This window comes from Mesorhizobium sp. CNPSo 4670 (assembly GCF_057784235.1).
The window spans coordinates 26,549-47,770 of sequence record NZ_JBWJFQ010000013.1 but is presented as its reverse complement, the minus strand read 5'-3'; the positions used below and the strand labels follow the sequence as shown (position 1 = coordinate 47,770).

Here is a 21,222-nt window from a genome sequence, read left to right as displayed (position 1 = left end):
AAATGGATTTCAGTGGTTTCGATATTGCGGTCATTGTTCTGGTCGCGCTTGTCGTGCTGGTGCTGTTCAAAGGCATCAAGACAATTCCGCAAGGCTATAACTATACGGTCGAACGTTTTGGCCGTTACACCAAGACACTGAGTCCAGGCCTCAATCTCATCACGCCTTTCGTCGACCGCATCGGCGCCAAGATGAACATGATGGAGCAGGTGCTCGACGTTCCGAGCCAGGAAATCATCACCCGCGACAACGCCATCGTCGGTGTCGACGGCATCGCCTTCTACCAGATCCTCAATGCGGCGCAGGCCGCCTATCAGGTTGCTGGACTGCAGAACGCCATCCTCAACCTGACGATGACCAACATCCGTACCGTCATGGGCTCGATGGACCTTGACGAGCTGCTGTCGAACCGCGACGCCATCAACGAGCGCCTGCTGCGCGTCGTCGACGAGGCCGCGCATCCGTGGGGCATCAAGATCACCCGCGTCGAGATCAAGGACATCAACCCGCCGGCCAATCTTATCGAATCGATGGGTCGCCAGATGACGGCCGAGCGCAACAAGCGCGCGCAGATCCTCGCCGCCGAAGGGCTCAAGCAGTCGCAGATTCTCGAGGCCGAGGGCCGCAAGGAAGCCGCCTTCCGCGACGCCGAGGCGCGCGAGCGTTCTGCCGAAGCCGAAGCGCGCGCCACGCAGGTGGTGTCGGAAGCAATCTCGAAGGGCGACGTGCAGGCGCTGAACTACTTCGTGGCGCTGAAATACACCGAAGCGCTCGGCAGGATCGGCACGGCCACCAACAGCAAGATCGTGCTGATGCCGATGGAAGCCTCGTCGCTGATCGGCACGCTTGGCGGTATCGGCGAGATCGCCAAGGAAGTCTTCCGCAGCGATGGCACGGCCGGCGCGCAAAGGCAGGCCGCACGCCCGCCGGTGGTTCGCCCAACCGAGAACTGAGGGGCATACTCCCATGTTGGACCGCATCATTTCCGAACTCGGCCCGTGGAACTGGATGGTTCTGGGCTTCGTCCTGCTGGTGATGGAGATCATCGCGCCAGGCATCTTCATGCTGTGGATCGGCATCGCCGCCCTGATCATCGGTGCGGTGTCGCTGTTGATCTGGGATACCGGCTTCTGGACCTGGCAGGTCCAGGTCCTCGCCTTCCTGGCGCTGTCACTGGTCTCGGCCTATGTCGGCAAGAAACTGGTCGGTGGTCGCGATGATCCGACCGACCAGCCGCTGCTCAACCGGCGCGGCGCTCAGATGGTCGGCAAGATGGCGACGCTGGCCGAACCGATCCGGGACGGGCGTGGCCGCATCAAGCTGGGCGATACACTGTGGCGTGTCTCCGGCCCGGATCTGCCGGCCGGCACCCAGGTGCGGGTGACGGCTGCGGCCGACACGGATCTGGAACTGACCGTCGAGCGGGTCTGACATCGAAGCATTGGTTTTGGGAAATCCGAGCGTGGCTGGAAAATGTCATCCAGTCGCGATTGTGGCCGCTTCGTTTCTCGCTTTTGTCAGGACGGCATCGTCCCGCGCAACCGCAAACCTGTCACAATACGCATCGAGGTGGTTCTGGCCCCTATCCGCCTCTCCGATGGCGATGAGGACCAAGCCCCACGCGAGGTCCGTTTGCACATAATTTTCCAACGAAAAGCGTCGAAACTCCATCTTCGATCGTCGTTCGAAACTATCAGCAACGTCGTTTAGCGAAGTGATTCTAGACCAGTCCTGTCGTGCCGCATCGAGCACCTTCAAGGCGGCGTGTGCAACTCGATCATCGCGATCATTGCTGTAAAACGAGCACCAGCTAGGGATCCGGCCTGATACGTCAATGGGGTCGATACAGAGATCGAAGTTTGCCGACTTTGCTGTCCTTTTCCACCGTAAGCTTCCGCCTCTGGAAATTGGAACAAAGTCGACTGAGAGGCCCCAGCAGGCAGAGAAGCTCATCCCTTTCATCGCCTGAAATTTCAGCAGATAACGGATATGATCTGTCGAGCTTCCAGCCCAGGACAGATCGCCCACTCGTTGAAAACCGGGCGCCAGGCTGCCTTCCAATGCTCCAGCGACGATGTCGCCCAACACTTTTCCACATTGCGGCGGACGACTAAAGTCCGGCCGCCGACGAAATCTTTCGATTAGGCTGGAGAACATCTGACCTCGTCAACGGCAATCGTGAGCTAGGGCTTTGCAAGCAATCATTGCCGATCGCAACAGGTCGAATCAAGTCGTCCAGAGCGGCTTGAGTTAGACTAGGCCGCGCCGATGCGCAGGAGATCGTGCAGGTGGATCAATCCGACCGGCCGTCTGCCTTCCACCACCATCAGACTGGTGATGGCTGAATTGTTGATCGTCTGCAGCGCCGTTGCCACCAACGTGTCCGGCGACGCCGTCTTCGGTCCTTTTGTCATCACCTCATCCACCGTCATCGCCAGCAGATTGCTGCCGATGTGACGCCTTATGTCACCGTCGGTGATGATGCCGACCAGCGCGCCGTCGGCGTTGGTGACCGCCACGCAGCCAAATCCCTTGCGCGACAGTTCAAGGATAGCATCCTGCATGCCGGTGCCCGTGGCCACCAGCGGCAGCCTGTCGCCGACATGCATGATCTCGTGGATCTGCGTCAGGTTGGCGCCGAGCTGACCACCGGGGTGAAAGGTGCGGAAATGGTCCGGCGTGAAGCCGCGTGCTTCGAGCAGGGCGATCGCCAGCGCATCGCCCATCACCAGTTGCAGCAGCGTCGACGTCGTTGGCGCCAGGCCGTGTGGACAGGCTTCAGGCGCGCGGGGCAGCAGCAGCATGACGTCCGCGGCTCGCGCGAGCGCCGATGTCTCTCCGGCGGTGATGGCTATAAGCGGAATGGAGAAGCGCCTGGAATAGGCGACAATGCCCATCAGTTCCCTGCTCTCGCCCGACCACGACATGGCGATGATGGCATCGTCCCTGGCAATCATACCGAGATCGCCGTGATTGGCTTCGGCGGGATGGACGAAAAAGGCCGGTGTGCCGGTCGAGGCCAGCGTCGCCGCGATCTTTGAACCGATATGGCCGCTTTTGCCGACGCCGGTGACGATCAGCCGACCCTCGATCTTCGAGATCATCTCGACGGCCTGGGCGAAAGGCTCAGCCAGTCCGTTCTCGAGTGCCTCGGCAAGGGCCGCGACACCAGCCTGCTCCGTTGCCACCGTTCTCAGCGCCGAAGCGATCGAGGCTTGCCTGTCCAAAGGCTTCTTATTCAGGGATCCCGCATGCATGGCTGATGCGATTAGCGCGTTGCCGCCCGCCTGTCCAACAGAAATGGCCCCACAGTGCTTCGGGACAACGACAAGCAGGCAACCAAAAGGCTTAACGCACGCCGCATGAAACCCTTTGAAAGTCGGCACTTGAGGTCGCTGCGGGTTGCCGCCTCAACCCTCCGTTAACCATCCCCATTTACGGTTCGGTAAGTATGGCGCGCGTGCGCCGCGCAAGCAGTGGTGAAGATGTCCGGGGGCCAGCCAGAAAAATCAGGAAGACGAAAGGGCAAGGCTGCCTGCGCCTTGCTGCTGGCGACCGGCATGCTTGCCTTGCTGCGCCCAACGGCGCTCCATGCCCAGGAAACGGAGCTGCGCGGCGAGGTCTCCGAAACGGCGATCCTGTCCGACCAGCAGCGCAAGGCGAGACAGCTGGCTCTGGCAGCCCAAGGCCAGCAGGCGCCGGCCAACGCCGCGCAGGACAATGCGCCGGCACGAACCTACCTGCCGGCCAGCGCCGGCGCGGTGCCTGACAACACGGATACCGACTCGGCGACTGCGACCGGCAGCGTGTTCGATCCGCCTTCGGCCACCGACGATGCCTCCGCCGATGCCGCGGCACCGCCAAAGCCTCGCCGCCGACCATCAACCGCCAGCCAAAATGCAGCGGATCAGGCCAAGGACAAGGCGGCCGGCAAGTCGAAGAAGAAAAAGCCGACGGGCGCGGCCACGGACGCCGCGACCACAGGCGCCATCACATCCACGACGGATGATACCGACACCAATGACGCGGACCAGGAGGCAGCCAACCGCCGCGCCGTCACCATCGACAGCGTCGATAGGCAGAAGCTTGACCGCGGCGCCGAACGCACCGCCTCCATCGAAGGCCAGGACACGAAGGCCGAGGACGATCCGTTTGCCGCCACCGGCGTCAAATGGGGCTCTTTCGTCATTCGGCCGACGATCGAACAGGGCCTGACCGCCACCTCGAACGGCGACGCGAGCAGTGCCGGCACGTCGGCGCTGCTGTCCGAGACGGCGCTGCGCTTTTCCGCCGCCTCCGACTGGCGTGAGAACTCGGCGACGATCGACGGCTATGGCCTTTTCCGCGAGACCGTGTCGGGCTATTCGGTTCACAATGAGCAGGGCCGCATAGAAGGCCAGCTCAACGTCGACCTCGACAACGAGCTGCGCGCCATCGCCAAGCTCGGCTACGAGGCGGTGCCGGAATCGGCCTCCTCGCCGGACGCCATTGCTGGCGTCAACACGCAGCCGCTGCGGCAGACCGTGGACGGCAGCCTCGGCATCGAGAAGGACGTCGGCAAGATGCGCTATGCGTTGACCGGCGCGGTGACGCACGACTTTTATGGCGACGCCGAGCTTTCGGACGGCACCACGTTGTCGCAGAAGGACCGCGACTCCACACTCTATACGGCAACCCTGCGCACGGGCTACGAGATTTCTCCGGCACTCACCCCCTTCACCGAAATCGAGGTCGGCCGCCGGACTTATGATCAACGCATCGACACCGATGGCTTCGAGCGCTCCTCGACGCGGCTCGGAGGCCGCGCCGGCCTTGAGCTCGACATGGGCGAGAAGCTGTCGGGCGAATTTTCGGCCGGCTGGCTGAGGGAGGCGATCGACGACGATCGGCTCGAAGCAATTTCGGGTGCGACCGTCAACGCCGACCTCAAATGGTCGCCGGAACGCGGCACGACGATCGGCCTGACCGGCCTGACCACCGTCGAGCCCACGACCACCGCTGGGCAAAGCGGCGATATCCTTTATTCAGGCCGCTTGACGGGCGAGCGGCAGATCCGCGCCAACCTCACCGGAAATGCGGCTCTGGGCCTTGATTGGCGCGATTATATCGGCGTCGACGGCCATGACCGGACCCTGAGCGCTGAGGCCGGCCTGACATGGTGGCTGAACCGCTATGCCGGCCTCACCACCCGGGTGAGGACCGAAAAGCTGACCAGCAATCTGCCAGGCCGCGACTACACCGCCAACAGCATCTTCCTGGGCGTGAAGGTGCAGCGCTGAGCACTGCGCCGAGTGTATGTTGAGATTCAGGTCAGGACGAGTCGAGCGATGGATTCCGAGAACCGGAGCGGAGCGTACGTTCGGGTACGTGAGCACCGGAAGCTCAGGAAACCGTCGCTCGCAGGCCGGCCTCACCTGAATACCGACATAGCCTAGAAGGCGGCGCCGCGACGTTCTGATGGCTTCAGCTCGTCGAGAAGCGTGCGGATGACACCGGCCATGTTCTCGTTCATGTCGCTGCGCCACAAAGCGAAGGCGACATTGGCCTCGACGAAGCCTTCCGGCGATCCGCAATCGAACGTGCGGCCCTGATAGTGGTAGCCATAGAAAGGCTGCTGCTTTTCCAGCTTCAGCATCGCGTCGGTGAGTTGGATCTCGTTGCCGGCGCCCTTTTCCTGGCCTTCGAGGATCTTGAAGATCTCGGGTTGCAGGATGTAGCGCCCATTGATGTAGAGATTGGACGGTGCGGTGCCGGTCTTCGGCTTTTCCACCATCTCGGTGATCCGGAAGCCGTGATGCGTGTCCTCGCCACGGCCGACGATGCCGTATTTGTGGGCTTCGGCGGGGTCACATTCCTGCACCGCAATGATGTTGTTGCCGGTTTCCTGGTAGAGCTCGACCATGTCCTTCATGCAGCTCTTTTCCGACTGCATGATCATGTCGGGCAACAAAAGGGCGAACGGTTCGTCGCCGACCAGCTCGCGCGCGCACCAGACGGCATGGCCAAGGCCAAGTGGCACCTGCTGGCGAGTGAAGCTTGTCTGCCCCGGCGCCGGCTGCAGGCGTTGCAGGCGGGCAAGCTGGTCGTCCTTGCCGCGCTGGGCCAGCGTGTCGTAGAGCTCGAACTGGACGTCGAAATGGTCCTCGATGACGGCCTTGTTGCGGCCGGTGACGAAGATGAAATGTTCGATGCCGGCCTCGCGCGCCTCATCCACCACATATTGGATCACTGGCCGGTCGACGACGGTCAGCATTTCCTTAGGGATGGCCTTGGTGGCCGGGAGAAACCGTGTGCCGAGACCGGCGACCGGGAAGACTGCCTTGCGAACTCTCTTCATACTGTCAATTATCCGTTTGATGGCCTGCTCCGCAATCCCCGTCTCAAGACATTTTCACGCCGGAATTGAGGACTACTGAGCGACTGAGGGGAACATCCCCCGGTAAAGCTTTGAGGCGTCTTTTCGTTCCCGGCGGCACGTATGGTAAACTAATTCCTAACCTGGTTCGGCGATGAATGGTCTTTCCTGAGACAGAGAAAGGGGAAAAGATGTCCGTTCGCAGTGCCGCAAAGCGTTTTACCAGCGTCATCGCGGTAGGCAGCCTCTCGCTCGCCCTGCTGATGCCCGGCCCGGCTTTCGCCGATGCCGGTTTCCGGCAGTGGGTCGCCGGCTTCCGCGCCACCGCCGTGCAGAGCGGCGTTTCCGGTGCCCTCTACGACCAGGCCTTCAGGGACATCAGGGATATCGACCCGGTGGTGCTGGAAAAGGCGCGTACGCAGCCTGAATTCACCGCACCCGCCTGGGACTATTTCGACAACCGCGTCCATGACCAGTCTGTCGCCGTCGGCCAGCAAATGGCCAAGAAGTGGAAGCCATGGCTGGACAGGATCGAGGCGAGGTTCGGCGTCGACCGCTACATTCTGCTCGCCATCTGGTCGATGGAATCGAACTATGGCGAAATCCTCAAGCGCGACGACATCATGCGCAACGTCGTGCGCTCGCTGGCCACCCTGGCCTATGCCGATCCGAAGCGGGCGAAATTCGCCCGCACCCAGCTGATTGCCGCACTCAAGATCCTGCAGACCGGCGATATCGACGAAAGCCATCTGAGCGGATCCTGGGCCGGCGCCATGGGCCACACCCAGTTCATCCCGACCAGCTATCTGCACTATGCCGTCGACATGGACGGCAACGGCAAGCGCGACATCTGGAATTCGATCCCCGATGCGCTGGCGACGTCCGCCAATCTGTTGAAGAAGAATGGCTGGCAGGCCGGCAAGACCTGGGGCTATGAGGTTGCCTTGCCGGCCGGCAAGCTTCCTGGCGGCTCGAAGACGCTGTCGCAATGGCAGGCGCTCGGCGTCGTCAGGGCCAACGGCAAGCCGTTCAAGAACGGCTCCGACAAGGCGACGCTGAAAGTGCCGGACGGCCGCGGCGGGCCGGCCTTCCTGATGATCAAGAATTTCTCGGTCATCAAGGCCTACAACAATGCCGACAAATATGCGCTTGCCGTCGGTCTTCTCGCCGACGAAATCGCCGGCTCCAGCGGCCTCGTGCAGGACTGGAAGCGGCCTTTCACCAAGCTCACTTTCGAGGAAAGGCAGGAACTGCAGAAACGGCTTTCCCAGCATGGCCTCTACGACGGCAAATTCGATGGCAAGATCGGCGACGGCTCGAAAACCGCCATCATGGCCTTCCAGGCCAAGGCCGGATTGGCCCAGGACGGCTATCCGAGCATGGAAGTGCTGAAGTGGCTCCGGCAGAAATAGAGCCACCTGCGGTGCCGCGCGGCCTTTCGGACGCGCAAAGGACACTGTAGCAATCTGTTTGGCGCGATGACCCTTGAAAAGTCGACGCGACTTTTCAAGGCAGTGCGCCACGGGATGGAGGAAAAAATTGGCTTCGGCTGCGCGCATCGCAGGGCTTGTTCGTCGCATGCCGGTGCTGATCCTGGCCGTCGTCGTGCTCGCCGTCGGCGTGGCTGGCGCCTTCCATGCGCCGGCCATGGCGCAGGAGCAGCAATACCGCGGCTGGTCACTGCGCGACCTTTTGTTCCCACGCCGCAGCGAGCGGATCGAGCCGCCACTGAACATCCAGAAGGCGAAGCCAAAGCCGCGCAAACCCCGCGTCCCGCGTGCGCCGGCCGAACCGCAAATACCGATCGCCGAGAAAGTCCCTGATGCCCGCACCGTCCTGGTGGTCGGCGATTTCATGGCGTCCGGGCTTGCCGAAGGTCTCGACACCGCCTTTGCCGAAAACACCGGCATCAGGATCGTGGCTCGCAGCAATGGCTCGTCCGGCTTCGTGCGCGATGATTTCTACAACTGGCCCGAGCAGATCAAGACGTTGATCGAGACCGAAAAACCGGCCGCCGTGGTCGTCATGCTGGGTTCCAACGACCGTCAGCAGATGAAGGTAGGGGATGTGCGCGAGCCGCCCCGATCCGAGAACTGGACCAAGGAATATGACCGCCGCACCGATGCGCTCGGCAAGGCCATCGCCGACGCCAAGGTGCCCTTCCTTTGGGTTGGCATGCCGGCCTTCCGGGTGCCGAAGATGACCTCCGACATGCTCGCCTTCAACGACATCTACCATCAGGCCGCCGAAAGCCATGGCGGCGAATTCGTCGACGTCTGGGACGGCTTCGTCGACGAGAACGGCGCCTTCGTCACCAGTGGACCGGACATGAACGGCCAGCCCGTGCGGCTGCGTGCCGATGACGGCATCAATGTCTCGAAGGCCGGCAAGCGCAAGCTCGCCTTCTATACCGAGAAGCCGCTGATGAAGATCCTCGGCCTCGCCGCGCCGGGAGGCGTGGCCCCGGCGACCGCGCCGGCGGGCGCTCCCGTCGAAGCGCCTGGGCCGGCCGCCGCGCCCATCGTCATCGACCGCACCGCGCCGATGCTGCTCAGCGATCCGGCACTCGACGGCGGCTCCGAACTTCTGGGCGCAGCCCCGCCGGCAAAAGCCAATCCGGATCTGCCCGGTGAAAAACTGGTGGTCGAGGGCAAGGCGCCGCAAGCCTCGCCCGGCCGCGCCGACGATTTCTCCTGGCCACCCCGGACGCAGCCTGCTTCGGCGGCGGCACCCGGCACGACGACGGCGATCAACCCTTAGAAGCTCCCCTGAGCCCGTTTCGAAATTCGCTCCCGCGAGTCATATGGTGGCGGTTTCGAGAACCGGCGCGGAGCGTACGTCTAAGTACGTGAGCACCGGAAGCGCAGAAAACGCCTTCAGATGGCCGCGAGAGTAGAATTTCCAACGGGCTCAGCTCGGCAGTACGGTCGCCCCCATCAACGCCTCGTCGATCGAACGCGCCGCCTGGCGGCCCTCGCGGATCGCCCAGACGACCAGCGACTGGCCGCGACGCACGTCGCCCGCCGCATAAAGCCTGTCGACGCTGGTCCTGTAGTCGCGGTCATTGGCTTCGACGTTCCTGGAACGGCGGCTGTCGGTGACGATCTTCATCTGGCCGTCCAATTCCCCAATCAGGCCGGCCGTGGCCGGGCCGGCAAAGCCGATGGCGATGAAGGCGAGATCGGCGCGGATGACGAATTCGGTGCCGGCGATCGGCTTGCGCTTCTCGTCCACCTCGCAGCACTTGACGCCGGTCAGTTGACCCTCCTCGCCGATGAACTCGAGCGTCGCCACCTGGAATTCGCGCTCCGCCCCTTCGGCCTGCGAGGACGAGGTGCGCATCTTGGTTGCCCAGTAGGGCCAGACCGACAGTTTGTCTTCCTTCTCGGGCGGCTGCGGGCGAATGTCGAGCTGGGTGACGCGCACGGCGCCTTGGCGGAAGGCGGTGCCGACGCAGTCGGACGCGGTATCGCCGCCACCGACGACGACGACATGCTGGCCGCCGGCGATGATCGGGTGCGACGGCCAGGCCACCGACTGGATCGGCTCGCCGCCGACCCGCCTGTTCTGTTGCACCAGATAGGGCATCGCATCATGCACGCCGCCGAGATCGTCGCCGGGAATGCCGGCCGCGCGCGGCGTTTCGGAACCGCCGCAATAGAGCACAGCGTCATGTTCGGCGAGCAGCTCGGCAACCGGCTTGTCGACACCGACATTGACGCCGCAATGGAAGGTCACGCCCTCGCCCTGCATCTGCTCGATGCGCCGGTCGATATAGTGCTTCTCGATCTTGAAGTCGGGAATGCCGTAGCGCATCAGCCCGCCCGGCCGGCTTTCGCGCTCATAGACATGGACGTCGTGGCCGGCGCGGCCAAGCTGCTGGGCAGCCGCCATGCCGGCCGGGCCGGAGCCGATGACGGCGACGCGCTTTCCCGTCTTCTTCTCCGGCGGATAGGGCCTGATATGACCGGTCTCATAGGCCTTGTCGGCGATCGCCTGCTCGACCGTCTTGATGGCGACGGGAATGTCCTCGAGGTTCAGCGTGCACGCTTCCTCGCAGGGCGCGGGGCAGATGCGACCGGTGAACTCCGGGAAGTTATTGGTCGAATGCAGGTTGCGAATCGCGTTGTCCCAGTCGCCATTGTAGACGAGGTCGTTCCAGTCCGGGATCTGGTTGTGGATCGGGCAGCCCGTCGGTCCATGGCAGAACGGAATGCCGCAATCCATGCAGCGCGCGGCCTGTTTCTCGACCTCCTTGTCCGACATCGGCAGCGTGAATTCGCGGAAATGCCGGATGCGGTCGGAGGCCGGCTGGTACTTGTGCACCTGCCGGTCGATTTCGAGAAAGCCTGTTACCTTGCCCATAGTCCAGTTCCTGCTGTCCAGATGGTACGGTTTTCGCCGCACCCGTTAACCTCTTGAGGCAGCCATGGCAACCTTGCCTTCGAGGTCAAACTTTCGATGAAAGTGGACCGGGAAACCTGAGCCTCCCGGCAACTGCCAAGTCTATTCCGCCGCCACGCCCATGCGCATGCGTTCCATCTCGATCAGTGCGCGGCGGTATTCGACCGGCATGATCTTGCGGAATTTCGGCCGGAAGGTCGTCCAGTCGTCGAGGATTTCGCGACCGCGCACCGAACCGGTGTAGTGCACATGGTTCGAGATCAGCTGGTAGAGCCGCTCCTCGTCATGGCTGGTCATGTCACCGGACACGTCGACGCGACCCTTGTGGTCGAGGTCGCCGCCATGGTGCAGCAGCCTTTCCATCAGGTCGTCTTCTTCCGGAACCGGTTCCAGCTCGACCATCGCCATGTTGCAGCGCTCGGCGAAATCGCCCGCCTCGTCCAGCACATAGGCGACGCCGCCCGACATGCCGGCGGCGAAGTTGCGGCCGGTCTTGCCGATGACGACGACGATGCCGCCAGTCATGTACTCGCAGCCATGGTCGCCGACACCTTCAACGACGGCGGCCACGCCCGAATTGCGCACGGCGAAACGCTCGCCGGCGACGCCGGCGAAATAGGCCTCGCCCTCGGTCGCCCCATAGAGCACCGTGTTGCCCACGATGATGGACTCCGCCGCAACGATCTTGGCCTCTTCCGGTGGCCGGATGACGATACGGCCGCCCGACAGGCCCTTGCCGACATAGTCGTTGCCGGCGCCGACGAGATCGAACGAGATGCCGCGCGCCAGGAAGGCGCCGAAGGACTGGCCGGCGGTGCCGGTCAGCTTCACCGAAATCGTGTCCTCACGCAGGCCCTTGTGCTTGAAGCGCTTGGCCACTTCGCCTGACAGCATGGCGCCGGTCGAGCGGTCGACATTGCGGATGTCGACCTCGATCTTGACCGGCTGCTTGCTTTCGAGCGCGGGCTTCGCCAGTTCGATCAGCTTGCGGTCGAGCACGTCGTCGATCGGGTGCTTCTGCCGCTCGGTCCAGTGCACCGCTTCATGCGGCGCGTCCGGCTTGAAGAACATCTTCGAGAAATCGAGCCCGCGCGCCTTCCAGTGGACGATCAGGTCGCGCTTCTCCAGCAGGTCGGCGTCGCCGATGATCTGGTCGATATGGGTGTAGCCCATCTCGGCGAGCAGCGCCCTCACCTCTTCTGCCACGTAGAAGAAGAAGTTGATGACATGCTCGGGCGTGCCCTTGAAGCGCTTGCGCAGCACCGGGTCCTGCGTCGCCACGCCGACCGGACAGGTGTTGAGGTGGCACTTGCGCATCATGATGCAGCCGGCCGCGATCAGCGGCGCGGTCGAGAAGCCGAACTCGTCGGCACCGAGCAGCGCGCCGACGATGACGTCGCGGCCGGTGCGCAAGCCGCCATCGACCTGCAGCGCCACGCGCGAACGCAAGCCGTTCAGCACCAGCGTCTGGTGCGTCTCGGCAAGGCCCATTTCCCATGGGCTACCGGCATGCTTGAGCGAAGTCAGCGGCGAGGCACCGGTGCCGCCATCATAGCCCGAGATGGTGATGTGGTCGGCCCGCGCCTTGGCGACGCCCGCAGCAACCGTGCCGACGCCGACTTCCGACACCAGCTTGACTGACACGTCGGCCGCCGGATTGACGTTCTTCAGATCGTAGATCAGCTGCGCCAGATCCTCGATCGAATAGATGTCGTGATGCGGCGGCGGCGAGATCAGGCCGACGCCCGGCGTCGAGTGCCGGACCTTGGCGATGGTCGCGTCGACCTTGTGGCCGGGCAGCTGGCCGCCCTCGCCGGGCTTGGCGCCCTGCGCCACCTTGATCTGCATCATGTCGGAATTGACGAGATATTCGGCCGTCACGCCGAAACGGCCCGAGGCGATCTGCTTGATCGCCGAGCGTTCCGGGTTCTTGCCGCCGCCGGGCAGCGGCAGATAGCGGTCCGCCTCTTCGCCGCCCTCGCCGGTGTTGGACTTGCCGCCGATGGCGTTCATGGCGCGTGCCAGCGTGGTGTGCGCCTCGCGCGAGATCGAGCCGAAGGACATCGCCCCGGTCGAGAACCGCTTGACGATGTCGGCCGCCGACATGACGTCGTCGAGCGCGACCTTCTTGCGGCCGGTTTCTTCGGCCAGCTTGATCCTGAACAGGCCACGAATGGTCTGGGCGCGGGCCGTCTCGCTGTCGATCTGCGCGGAATAGTCCTTGAACGTCTCCCACGAGCCCTGGCGCACGGCGTGCTGCAAGGTGGCGACCGCGTCGGGTGACCACATATGCGCCTCGCCGCGCATGCGGAACATGTATTCGCCGCCGACTTCCAGGCTGTTGCGCAGCACCGGATCGTTGCCGAAACCGTCATTGTGGCGGCTGAGCGTCTCGGTCGCGATCTCGTCCAGCCCGACGCCTTCGATCAGCGTCGCGGTGCCGGTGAAATACTGCTGCACGAAATCGGTCTTCAGCCCGATGGCGTCGAAAATCTGCGCACCGCAATAGGACTGGTAGGTCGAGATGCCCATCTTGGACATCACCTTGAGGATGCCCTTGCCGATCGACTTGATGTAGCGCGTGACGACTTCGTAGGCGTCGACCTCTTTCGGCAGTTCGCCGCGCTTGTGCATGTCGAGCAGCGTGTCGAAGGCGAGGTAAGGGTTGATCGCCTCGGCGCCATAGCCGGCAAGGCAGCAGAAATGATGCACTTCGCGCGGCTCGCCGGATTCGACGACGAGGCCGACAGAGGTGCGCAGCCCCTTGCGGATCAGGTGGTGATGCACCGCGGCTGTCGCCAGCAGCGCCGGGATGGCAATGCGGTCCGGCCCGACCTGGCGGTCGGACAAGATGATGATGTTGTAGCCGCCGGCGACCGCCGCCTCCGCCCGCTCGCACAAGCGGTCGATGGCGCCCTGCATGCCCGCGGCCCCTTCATTCGAGCCATAGGTGATGTCGATCGTCTTGGTGTCGAAACGGTCCTCGGTGTGGCCGATGGAGCGGATCTTCTCCAGATCGCCATTGGTCAGGATCGGCTGGCGCACCTCGAGCCGCTTGCGGCGCGAATTGCCGACCAGGTCGAAGATGTTCGGCCGCGGCCCGATGAAGGATACCAGGCTCATCACCAGTTCCTCGCGGATCGGATCGATCGGAGGGTTGGTGACCTGGGCGAAGTTCTGCTTGAAATAGGTGTAGAGCAGCTTCGACTTGTCCGACATCGCCGAGATCGGCGTGTCGGTGCCCATCGAACCAACGGCTTCCTGGCCCGTCGTCGCCATCGGAGACATCAACAGCTTGGTGTCTTCCTGGGAGTAGCCGAACGCCTGCTGGCGATCGAGCAGGCTGACATCCTTGCGCAGCGCGCGCGGTTCGACCGGCTTCAGGTCTTCGAGGATCAGCTGCGTGTTGGCGAGCCAGGTCTTGTAGGGATGCTTGGTCGCGATCTCCGACTTGAGCTCTTCGTCGGAGACGATGCGCCCCTTCTCCAGGTCGATCAAAAGCATGCGGCCGGGCTGCAGCCGCCACTTCTTGACGATCTTCTCTTCCGGCACCGGCAGCACGCCGGCTTCCGAAGCCATGATGACGCGGTCATCGTCGGTGACGATGTAGCGCGCCGGGCGCAATCCGTTGCGGTCGAGCGTGGCGCCGATCTGGCGGCCGTCGGTGAAGACAACCGCCGCCGGTCCGTCCCACGGCTCCATCAGCGCGGCATGGTATTCGTAGAAGGCCTTGCGATCGGCATCCATGAGCTTGTTGCCGGCCCAGGCTTCCGGGATCAGCATCATCATGGCATGGCTGAGGCTGTACCCACCCTGGAACAGGAATTCGAGCGCATTGTCGAAGCAGGCGGTGTCGGACTGGCCTTCGTAGGAAATCGGCCACAGCTTCGAGATGTTGTTGCCGAACAGTTCGGAATCGACCGACGCCTGTCGCGCCGCCATCCAGTTGTTGTTGCCGCGCACGGTGTTGATCTCGCCATTGTGGGCGACCATGCGGTAGGGATGCGCCAGCTTCCACGACGGGAACGTGTTGGTCGAGAAGCGCTGGTGGACGAGGATCAGCGCGGTTTCGAAGCGCGGATCGGTCAGGTCCTTGTAATAGGCGCCGACCTGATAGGCCAGGAACATGCCCTTGTAGACGATGGTGCGCGCCGACAGCGACACGCAGTAGGAGCCGATGTCCTTGTTGTCGTTCTCGGCGTAGATGCGGCCCGATATGACCTTGCGCAGCAGATAGAGCCTGGCCTCGTACTCCTCGTCGTCGGGAATGTCTGATGTGCGGCCGATGAAGACCTGCCGATGGAACGGTTCGGACGCGACGATGTCAGGCGCCTTCGACAGCGACGAATTGTCGACGGGCACGTCACGGAAGCCGATGAGCGGAAGCCCCTCGGACTGCGCCGATTCGGCGATGATGTCTTCGATATGGGCGCGAAGTGCCGCGTCCTGCGGCATGAACCAGTGTCCGACGCCGTATTGACCCGCCGGCGGCAGTTCGATGCCCTGGGCCGCCATCTCCTCGCGGAAGAAACGGTCCGGAAGTTGCACCAGCACGCCGGCGCCATCGCCGACCAGCGGATCGGCGCCGACGGCGCCGCGATGCGTCAGATTTTCGAGCACGGCAAGGCCGTCCTCGACGATCTGATGCGACTTCACGCCCTTCATGTTGACGATGAAGCCGACGCCGCAGGCATCATGCTCGTTGCGCGGATCGTAGAGGCCTTGGGCGGAAAAGCCGGTTCGGCCAATATTGGATCGGCCAATGTCGGTTCGGGACGCGGTTTTGACGGTTGCCGCTTTCGTCTGCGCGGCCTGGCCGTTCGTCGCAGAGTGCGTCATGTCCGTCATCTCTTGGTCCTCCATTCCCAGCCCTTCGGGCGCTGGTCTGCCCCGGCAAGCGCCTGGCTCACCCTGATCCTTGCGGCACGTCTTGCGAAATCCTTGCCGAACCAGGCGGCTTTCCGCATGGTTCGTATTCGTACAGGCCAGCGTCTGGCTGTCCAACCTGTCGCCCGCAGCAACAGCCGGAGAGGCCCAAATGATACGCCAATCCAGCTCGTTTTGTGCGACAAAATAAGACAGCACTACTGTCCTAAATTTTTATGACAGAAATCCTGGACGCACACAAGACCGATTCACAAAAAACTTGGCCCGCCGGCGACATAAAATAACGTGAAGCGACCGCAAAACGTAAGCTTCGATCACAGCCGCTTTTCGGATCTGGCTGGCTTTACCGCTTTTCCGACACGTGGCCCTTGCGCGTGAAACCCCAAAGCAGCCAAGGTCGCGCCGTTTTCAACCGAAGCAGGATTCCTGATGTTTTTTGCATCCGACAACTGGGCGGGCGTCCATCCCGACATCTCGGCCAATTTATCCCGGCATGCCGCGGGCATCGCCACCGCTTATGGCGACGGCGAGCTCGACCGCGCCGTCTATCGGCGCTTCAGCGAGATTTTCGAACGGGATGTCGCGGTGTTCTTCGTCGCGACCGGCACGGCGGCAAACGCGCTGTCCATGGCGGCGTGCAATCGCATCGGCGGCGTCGCCTTCTGCCATTCCGAAGCGCACATGAATGTCGATGAATTCGGCGCCGCGGGCTTCTATACCGGTGGAGCGCGCATGTCGCCGGTTCCGGGGCCACTGGGGCGCATCAATCCGCAGGCCCTCGACCGGGCCATCACGCGCTACTCGCAAGACCTCGCCCCCGCCGGCCAGCCTATGGCGGTGACGATCACCCAGGCGACCGAGGTCGGCACCGTCTACACCGTCGACGATGTCAAGGCGATCGCCGAAGTCAGCCGCCGTCACGGCCTGCCTCTGCACATGGACGGGGCGCGGTTCGCCAACGCGATTGCGGCGACGGACATCAGTCCCGCAGAAATGACCTGGAAGAGCGGCGTCGATATCATCTCCTTCGGAGGCACCAAGAACGGCTGCTGGCTGGCCGATGCGGTGGTGGTCCTGAACCCCGACGTGGCACGCGACCTGCGCCTGCTTCGCCAGCGCGCCGGGCAGACCTTTTCCAAGGCGCGCTTCATCTCGGCTCAGTTCGAAGCCTATTTCACCGACGATCTCTGGCTGAGGATGGCGCACCACGCCAATGCCATGGCCGCGCGGCTGGCCGCGACGATCGAGGATGCACCGGCAGGCCGGCTGGCCTGGCTGCCGCAGGCCAATGAAGTGTTCGCGATCCTCGACCGCGCCAAAGCCGAAAAGCTGCAGGCGGCCGGGGCAAAATTCTACGAATGGGGTTTGCCGAAGGGCTTCGACAGCCACCTCGGCGACAATGAAGTGATCTACCGTTTCGTCGCCAGCTTCGCGACCACGACCGAAGAGATCGACCACCTTGGCCACCTGATCGCTTGAGCTTTTCCTATGACCATGTCACCGCTCGGCTCGACTATGCGGCTGATCCGCCCCGCTCCAAACGTGCTCGGCTTTTATGACGGCCGGATAGAGGGCGTTCGCGGCTGGTCGGATCAGCCCAATTGGCTCGATGACGGCGCCTATGCCCTTGGCATCTGCACCTATGCAATTGTCGATGGCTCGGAAGCGCTTGTCTATGACACGCATATTTCGCTTCAGCACGCCCGGATCATCCGCCAAACGCTGGAGGGTATGGGCGTCACCTCGATGCGGGTGGTCCTCAGTCATTGGCATGATGATCATGTCGCCGGCAACGAGGTGTTCCGGGATTGCGAAATCATCGCCAACAACCTCACAGCCTCTGCTCTCGCAGAGAACCGGACCAAACTGGAAAATGAGAACCCGCCGATCAGACCCCTTATCCTTCCGAATCGGACATTCGACGGCAATCTCGACCTCATGGTCGGGTCGATAGCGGTCGACCTTCAGCACGTCGAAATCCACAGTCACGACGGTACCGTGTTGGTCATGCCCAGCGCCGGTCTGCTCTTTGCCGGCGATACGCTTGAAGATCCGATCACTTATGTCGGCGAACCGGAACGGCTGACTAAACATCTGGACGATCTCGAACGCATGGCCGGCTGGACCTTTGACCGCATCCTACCCAATCACGGTTCGTTGCAGATGATCCAATCCGGTGGGTACGGTCGCGAGTTCATTGCCGCTACCCGATCCTATGTCGAAAAGCTGCTTCGCTGCCGACACGAGCCCGATCTGGTGAGGCAAGATTTGAGAGCCTTCGCTGCCGAAGTGTTCGCCTCCGGTGCGGTCCGTTATTTCGCGCCATACGAGGCCGTTCACCGACAAAACGTTGAGGCCGTGGTGGCTTCGGGGACTGCCAGCTAAACATAAGAAAGGCGGCGCCCTTCGGCGCCGCCTTTGCCTTGGGAGGCTATCGGTTTAGTTGGCGGTCTTGGCCTCGATCTGCTTGGCCTTGGCCGGAGCCGAGGTGATCGCGATCTTACGCGGCTTCAACTCCTCGGGAATGTTGCGCTTGAGGTCGACGAAAAGCAGGCCGTTCTTCAGCGCGGCGCCGACGACTTCAACATGGTCGGCAAGCTGGAAGCGGCGTTCGAAAGCCCTTGAGGCAATGCCGCGATAGAGCAGTTCGGAACCTTCGCCGGTGCCCTCGTCCTTGCGCTCACCTTTTACCGTCAGCACGTTGCGATGGGCTTCGATCGAGATTTCCTCGTCCGAGAAGCCGGCAACGGCCATCGAGATCCGGTAGGAATCCTCGCCGGTGCGTTCGATGTTGTAGGGCGGATAAGTCTGCGCGCCATCGGGCTGCGCAAGCGAATCGAGCATGGTGAAGAGACGGTCGAAGCCGACGGTCGAGCGATAAAGCGGGGAAAAGTCAACGTGACGCATGAGGTGTTCTCCTGTTGAGCAACATGGTTTGCGTATGGCCGGTGCGAAACCCTTGAGCGGCGTTTCGGCTGGACCAGCGGCCCCGATATTGGCGACCGCATCCGACATTTGGGGAGCGCTCGAATGCATTTCAAGATTTCGCCTCTGGCAAAAAGCCATGCAGCTGATCGTTGATGAACGGCAGATGAACCAGCGCTTCGGCGTGCGTTCAGACAGCCAGCGCTAGAGTGACTTCAAGATCAAGGACTGGCGGGCGCCGACTGAAGAACAGGCGCCGCAACGAGGCCGACCGGGGTGTAACGTCCCTTCCTCCCGGATCGACAGAGGCCGGAAGCGCGCTTTCAAGCGGCTTCCGGCCTTCCTCATTGTGGGTCTCCCGTCACCGGGAATTCCTTTGCTTTTGGCGCATGGGCGTCTATCACCTTAGCAGAGCCAGCCAGCACCGGCGGGCACGAGCACGAAGCGCCGAATGACGGATCTTGTCCCAGACATCCCCCTTTTTCACGAAATCGAGGGCAATCCACGACCGGAAAACGCCAGCGGCGGCTTTTTCACCACCCGTGACCGCAAGAAGATCCGCTACGGCCTGTTCGGCGCAGTCACTCGCCCCTTGAAGGGCACCGTGGTCGTGCTCACCGGCCGCAACGAGTGCATCGAGAAATATTTCGAAACCATCCGAAATCTTGCCGACCGTGGCTTTGGCGTCGCCACCATCGACTGGCGCGGCCAGGGCGATTCTTCCCGTCTGATCCGCAATCGCCAGCGCGGCTATGTCCGTAGCTTCCGCGACTACACCGCCGACCTGGAGCAGTTCTTCGAGGAGATCGTCCTGCCCGACTGCCGCGGCCCCTACTACATCCTCGCCCATTCAGCCGGCGCGGTGATCACGCTGCTTGCCATGCCGTCGATGGTGAACCGCGTGCGGCGCATGGTGCTGATCGCGCCATTCCTGACCGTGCCCGATCTGCCAGTCTCGATATCGACTGTTCGCCGCGTCTGCTCGTTCTTCTGCGCGCTCGGCCTTGGCCGTCTTTATGCCGCCTGGGGTCCACGGCCGAAGATGACGGCGCCCTTCGAGACTAACAAGCTGACGTCCGACCCGGTACGCTATCGGCGCAACACGCGGATCTACGAAGAGTACCCGCAGCTGGCGCTCGGCGGCCCGACGATCCGCTGGCTGCAGGCCGCCGCCAAAGCATCTGAGGCTGTCAGCGACCCCGATTTCATGGCTCGCATTCAGGTCCCCATGCTGATAATCGCCGCCGGCGCCGACCAGGTCGTCTCGACCAAGGCGGTGGAAGCCTATGCCAGGCGTCTGCGGCTCGGTTCGCTGCTGATGATCGACGGCGCCCGCCACGAAATCCTGCAGGAGGCCGACATGTACCGCGAGCAACTCCTCGCCGCCTTCGATGCCTTCATTCCCGGCAGCGACGACCCTACGGTCTGACGGACGCCGATTACCGGCTCACGCCTGGCGGGCGAACTCCATGACCCAGTTGGTCTCCCAGCTCGTGCCCCCATCAAGCGAAAAGGCTTGTTCCCAGCGCGCCGAATTCTCCATCATCCGTGACCAGAGGAAACGAACCTGGATCGGCCGTCCGTCGAAGACATCGTCACACAGGAACGTGCCGACACCGTCGGTGAACGCGCCGCGCACCGGCACATCGATGGTCAGCGGGTTGCGACCGTCGATCCACCAGATCGACCATTGCCGCGTCGCCGGATCGAAGGTCCGCACCGTTGCGGCACGATAGGCGCAGCCCGGCAGCTCGATCACATTGTCGTCGACATTGCCGAGACCACCGAGCAGTGGGCGTACCTCGCATGTGCCGCCAAATTCGTCCCAGTTGGTGTCGTCCGCCAGGCGCTTTTGCAGCCTTCGATGGCTGACATCCCAGTTGCCGAAGAAGAAGTCGAAATCGCTGCCCCCGTCCGTCCGACTGTCATTGGCGTTGCTGGCTGTTGATTGCATCGGCATGTCTGGTCCTCCTCTTGGAAAGGCCCTTCCATAGTCGGTGCCAACTGACACCCTGTTGTCAGTAGGGATCGGCCGGCGGCGCCCGCGGCGCGCAAAGTGCTAAAGATTCTGACAGCCCGCGCCGTCCCGGAGTGCTCATCTGCCCGCGTCGAACTGAACGCCATGGAGATGAGATCATGACCGAGAAAAGCTGCGCCGCCTGCGATAGCCAGTTGGACGCCAACCCGATCCGCGTCAAGGTCGGCGGCAAGACCGTCGAAGTCTGTTGCGAGGAATGCGCGCAAGCGCTGAACGAAGCCGGCGCCTCGGCAGCCGGCGCCAGGGAGGACTGAGCGATGCGCCCCGATCATACAGCAGCAACGCAATGCCTGGCCGACACGATCCCCGCACTCAAGCCAACGGTTCGCGCATCGGGCGCCGCAACGATCCGGCAGGCCCTGCGTGCACAATTCGTGGTTGCGGCCAGCTGGGTCAGCTATCAGATGGAGCGGCGTCGAAGCCGGCGCGCTTTGCTCGAGATGACCGACGACCAGCTCAAGGACATCGGTCTGTCGCGCGGTGAAGCCTACTCAGAATCCACGCGTCGGCTGTGGGATTGATGCATGTCGCCCAGAAGTGGTCCCGGTTTCGGGGCGACGAGGAACAAAAACTCAATGCGCGTCACATGAATCCGTTTTGACGCGACGCGCCT

The 21,222-nt window shown here is 62.8% G+C and carries 17 protein-coding genes; 10 read left to right on the top strand and 7 right to left on the bottom strand.

All coding sequences use genetic code 11. From position 1 onward, the window contains the following. Positions 1–2 precede the first annotated feature (2 nt). Together AC0ZT5_RS21205 and AC0ZT5_RS21200 are read left to right on the top strand one after the other, a co-directional pair. Entirely contained in the window at positions 3–953 is a 951-nt protein-coding gene (locus AC0ZT5_RS21205; protein WP_488498025.1) for an SPFH domain-containing protein, read from the top strand. 13 nt (positions 954–966) lie between these two features. Then, positions 967–1,431, top strand: a complete 465-nt coding sequence (locus AC0ZT5_RS21200; RefSeq protein ID WP_488498024.1) for an NfeD family protein — start codon at positions 967–969, stop codon at positions 1,429–1,431. 45 nt (positions 1,432–1,476) lie between these two features. Here AC0ZT5_RS21200 and AC0ZT5_RS21195 read toward each other — a convergent pair whose 3' ends face one another. After that, positions 1,477–2,085 (bottom strand): hypothetical protein, encoded by a 609-nt coding sequence (locus AC0ZT5_RS21195; protein WP_488498023.1) that lies wholly within the window; start codon positions 2,083–2,085, stop codon positions 1,477–1,479. Between the two features lie 170 nt (positions 2,086–2,255). Further along, the gene (locus AC0ZT5_RS21190) at positions 2,256–3,257 is read right to left on the bottom strand and encodes a KpsF/GutQ family sugar-phosphate isomerase (protein WP_488498022.1); all 1,002 of its coding nucleotides are present in this window, start codon (positions 3,255–3,257) and stop codon (positions 2,256–2,258) included. A gap of 228 nt (positions 3,258–3,485) precedes the next feature. Here AC0ZT5_RS21190 and AC0ZT5_RS21185 point away from each other — a divergent pair, with 228 nt between their 5' ends. Further along, on the top strand, positions 3,486–5,279 hold the full coding sequence (locus tag AC0ZT5_RS21185; RefSeq protein WP_488498021.1) for an outer membrane beta-barrel protein: 1,794 nt from the start codon (positions 3,486–3,488) through the stop codon (positions 5,277–5,279). Between the two features lie 152 nt (positions 5,280–5,431). On the opposite strand, the gene galU is transcribed toward AC0ZT5_RS21185, so the two are convergent. Further along, a complete protein-coding gene (gene galU, locus AC0ZT5_RS21180; RefSeq protein ID WP_488498020.1) occupies positions 5,432–6,337 on the bottom strand; it encodes a UTP--glucose-1-phosphate uridylyltransferase GalU in 906 nt (301 codons plus the stop codon). Between the two features lie 209 nt (positions 6,338–6,546). On the opposite strand from galU, the gene AC0ZT5_RS21175 reads away from it, so the two are divergent. Together AC0ZT5_RS21175 and AC0ZT5_RS21170 are read left to right on the top strand one after the other, a co-directional pair. Next, positions 6,547–7,767, top strand: coding sequence for a lytic murein transglycosylase (locus tag AC0ZT5_RS21175; RefSeq protein WP_488498019.1), 1,221 nt, complete (start codon positions 6,547–6,549; stop codon positions 7,765–7,767). 127 nt (positions 7,768–7,894) lie between these two features. Beyond that, positions 7,895–9,115: an SGNH/GDSL hydrolase family protein gene (locus AC0ZT5_RS21170; RefSeq protein WP_488498018.1), complete on the top strand. Its 1,221-nt coding sequence runs from the start codon at positions 7,895–7,897 to the stop codon at positions 9,113–9,115. Positions 9,116–9,265: 150 nt separating this feature from the next. On the opposite strand, the gene AC0ZT5_RS21165 is transcribed toward AC0ZT5_RS21170, so the two are convergent. Together AC0ZT5_RS21165 and gltB are read right to left on the bottom strand one after the other, a co-directional pair. Next, entirely contained in the window at positions 9,266–10,720 is a 1,455-nt protein-coding gene (locus AC0ZT5_RS21165) for a glutamate synthase subunit beta (RefSeq protein WP_488498017.1), read from the bottom strand. A 141-nt stretch (positions 10,721–10,861) separates the two neighbouring features. Next, on the bottom strand, positions 10,862–15,607 hold the full coding sequence (gltB, locus tag AC0ZT5_RS21160) for a glutamate synthase large subunit (protein ID WP_488498016.1): 4,746 nt from the start codon (positions 15,605–15,607) through the stop codon (positions 10,862–10,864). A 468-nt stretch (positions 15,608–16,075) separates the two neighbouring features. Between gltB and AC0ZT5_RS21155 the strand changes: the two genes are divergently transcribed. Both AC0ZT5_RS21155 and AC0ZT5_RS21150 read left to right on the top strand, forming a co-directional pair. Beyond that, the gene (locus AC0ZT5_RS21155) at positions 16,076–17,125 is read left to right on the top strand and encodes a threonine aldolase family protein (RefSeq protein WP_488498015.1); all 1,050 of its coding nucleotides are present in this window, start codon (positions 16,076–16,078) and stop codon (positions 17,123–17,125) included. A 9-nt stretch (positions 17,126–17,134) separates the two neighbouring features. After that, positions 17,135–18,031, top strand: a complete 897-nt coding sequence (locus AC0ZT5_RS21150; protein ID WP_488498014.1) for an MBL fold metallo-hydrolase — start codon at positions 17,135–17,137, stop codon at positions 18,029–18,031. A 54-nt stretch (positions 18,032–18,085) separates the two neighbouring features. Here AC0ZT5_RS21150 and AC0ZT5_RS21145 read toward each other — a convergent pair whose 3' ends face one another. Next, a complete protein-coding gene (locus tag AC0ZT5_RS21145) occupies positions 18,086–18,553 on the bottom strand; it encodes an Hsp20 family protein (protein ID WP_023759726.1) in 468 nt (155 codons plus the stop codon). Positions 18,554–19,022: 469 nt separating this feature from the next. On the opposite strand from AC0ZT5_RS21145, the gene AC0ZT5_RS21140 reads away from it, so the two are divergent. After that, positions 19,023–20,000, top strand: a complete 978-nt coding sequence (locus AC0ZT5_RS21140) for an alpha/beta fold hydrolase (RefSeq protein ID WP_488498013.1) — start codon at positions 19,023–19,025, stop codon at positions 19,998–20,000. An 18-nt stretch (positions 20,001–20,018) separates the two neighbouring features. Here the strand turns inward: AC0ZT5_RS21140 and AC0ZT5_RS21135 are convergent, their stop codons facing one another. After that, positions 20,019–20,531 carry a DUF1579 domain-containing protein gene (locus AC0ZT5_RS21135; RefSeq protein ID WP_488498012.1) on the bottom strand — a complete coding sequence of 171 codons (513 nt, stop codon included), beginning with the start codon at positions 20,529–20,531 and terminating at the stop codon, positions 20,019–20,021. Between the two features lie 176 nt (positions 20,532–20,707). Between AC0ZT5_RS21135 and AC0ZT5_RS21130 the strand changes: the two genes are divergently transcribed. Both AC0ZT5_RS21130 and AC0ZT5_RS21125 read left to right on the top strand, forming a co-directional pair. Continuing rightward, a complete protein-coding gene (locus AC0ZT5_RS21130) occupies positions 20,708–20,863 on the top strand; it encodes a hypothetical protein (RefSeq protein ID WP_488498011.1) in 156 nt (51 codons plus the stop codon). Positions 20,864–20,866: 3 nt separating this feature from the next. Next, complete coding sequence (locus tag AC0ZT5_RS21125) at positions 20,867–21,130, top strand: DUF1127 domain-containing protein (protein WP_488498010.1); 264 nt, start codon at positions 20,867–20,869, stop codon at positions 21,128–21,130. Positions 21,131–21,222 lie beyond the last annotated feature (92 nt).

Excerpts from the sequence above, each read along its gene's own strand:
- AC0ZT5_RS21205 (WP_488498025.1), top strand. The coding sequence starts at position 3 with ATGGATTTCAGTGGTTTCGATATTGCGGTCATTGTTCTGGTCGCGCTT.
- AC0ZT5_RS21200 (WP_488498024.1), top strand. The coding sequence starts at position 967 with ATGTTGGACCGCATCATTTCCGAACTCGGCCCGTGGAACTGGATGGTT.
- AC0ZT5_RS21190 (WP_488498022.1), bottom strand. The coding sequence starts at position 3,257 with ATGCATGCGGGATCCCTGAATAAGAAGCCTTTGGACAGGCAAGCCTCG.
- AC0ZT5_RS21185 (WP_488498021.1), top strand. The coding sequence starts at position 3,486 with ATGTCCGGGGGCCAGCCAGAAAAATCAGGAAGACGAAAGGGCAAGGCT.
- galU (WP_488498020.1), bottom strand. The coding sequence starts at position 6,337 with ATGAAGAGAGTTCGCAAGGCAGTCTTCCCGGTCGCCGGTCTCGGCACA.
- AC0ZT5_RS21175 (WP_488498019.1), top strand. The coding sequence starts at position 6,547 with ATGTCCGTTCGCAGTGCCGCAAAGCGTTTTACCAGCGTCATCGCGGTA.
- AC0ZT5_RS21165 (WP_488498017.1), bottom strand. The coding sequence starts at position 10,720 with ATGGGCAAGGTAACAGGCTTTCTCGAAATCGACCGGCAGGTGCACAAG.
- gltB (WP_488498016.1), bottom strand. The coding sequence starts at position 15,607 with ATGACGGACATGACGCACTCTGCGACGAACGGCCAGGCCGCGCAGACG.
- AC0ZT5_RS21155 (WP_488498015.1), top strand. The coding sequence starts at position 16,076 with ATGTTTTTTGCATCCGACAACTGGGCGGGCGTCCATCCCGACATCTCG.
- AC0ZT5_RS21150 (WP_488498014.1), top strand. The coding sequence starts at position 17,135 with ATGACCATGTCACCGCTCGGCTCGACTATGCGGCTGATCCGCCCCGCT.
- AC0ZT5_RS21145 (WP_023759726.1), bottom strand. The coding sequence starts at position 18,553 with ATGCGTCACGTTGACTTTTCCCCGCTTTATCGCTCGACCGTCGGCTTC.
- AC0ZT5_RS21140 (WP_488498013.1), top strand. The coding sequence starts at position 19,023 with ATGACGGATCTTGTCCCAGACATCCCCCTTTTTCACGAAATCGAGGGC.
- AC0ZT5_RS21135 (WP_488498012.1), bottom strand. The coding sequence starts at position 20,531 with ATGCCGATGCAATCAACAGCCAGCAACGCCAATGACAGTCGGACGGAC.
- AC0ZT5_RS21130 (WP_488498011.1), top strand. The coding sequence starts at position 20,708 with ATGACCGAGAAAAGCTGCGCCGCCTGCGATAGCCAGTTGGACGCCAAC.
- AC0ZT5_RS21125 (WP_488498010.1), top strand. The coding sequence starts at position 20,867 with ATGCGCCCCGATCATACAGCAGCAACGCAATGCCTGGCCGACACGATC.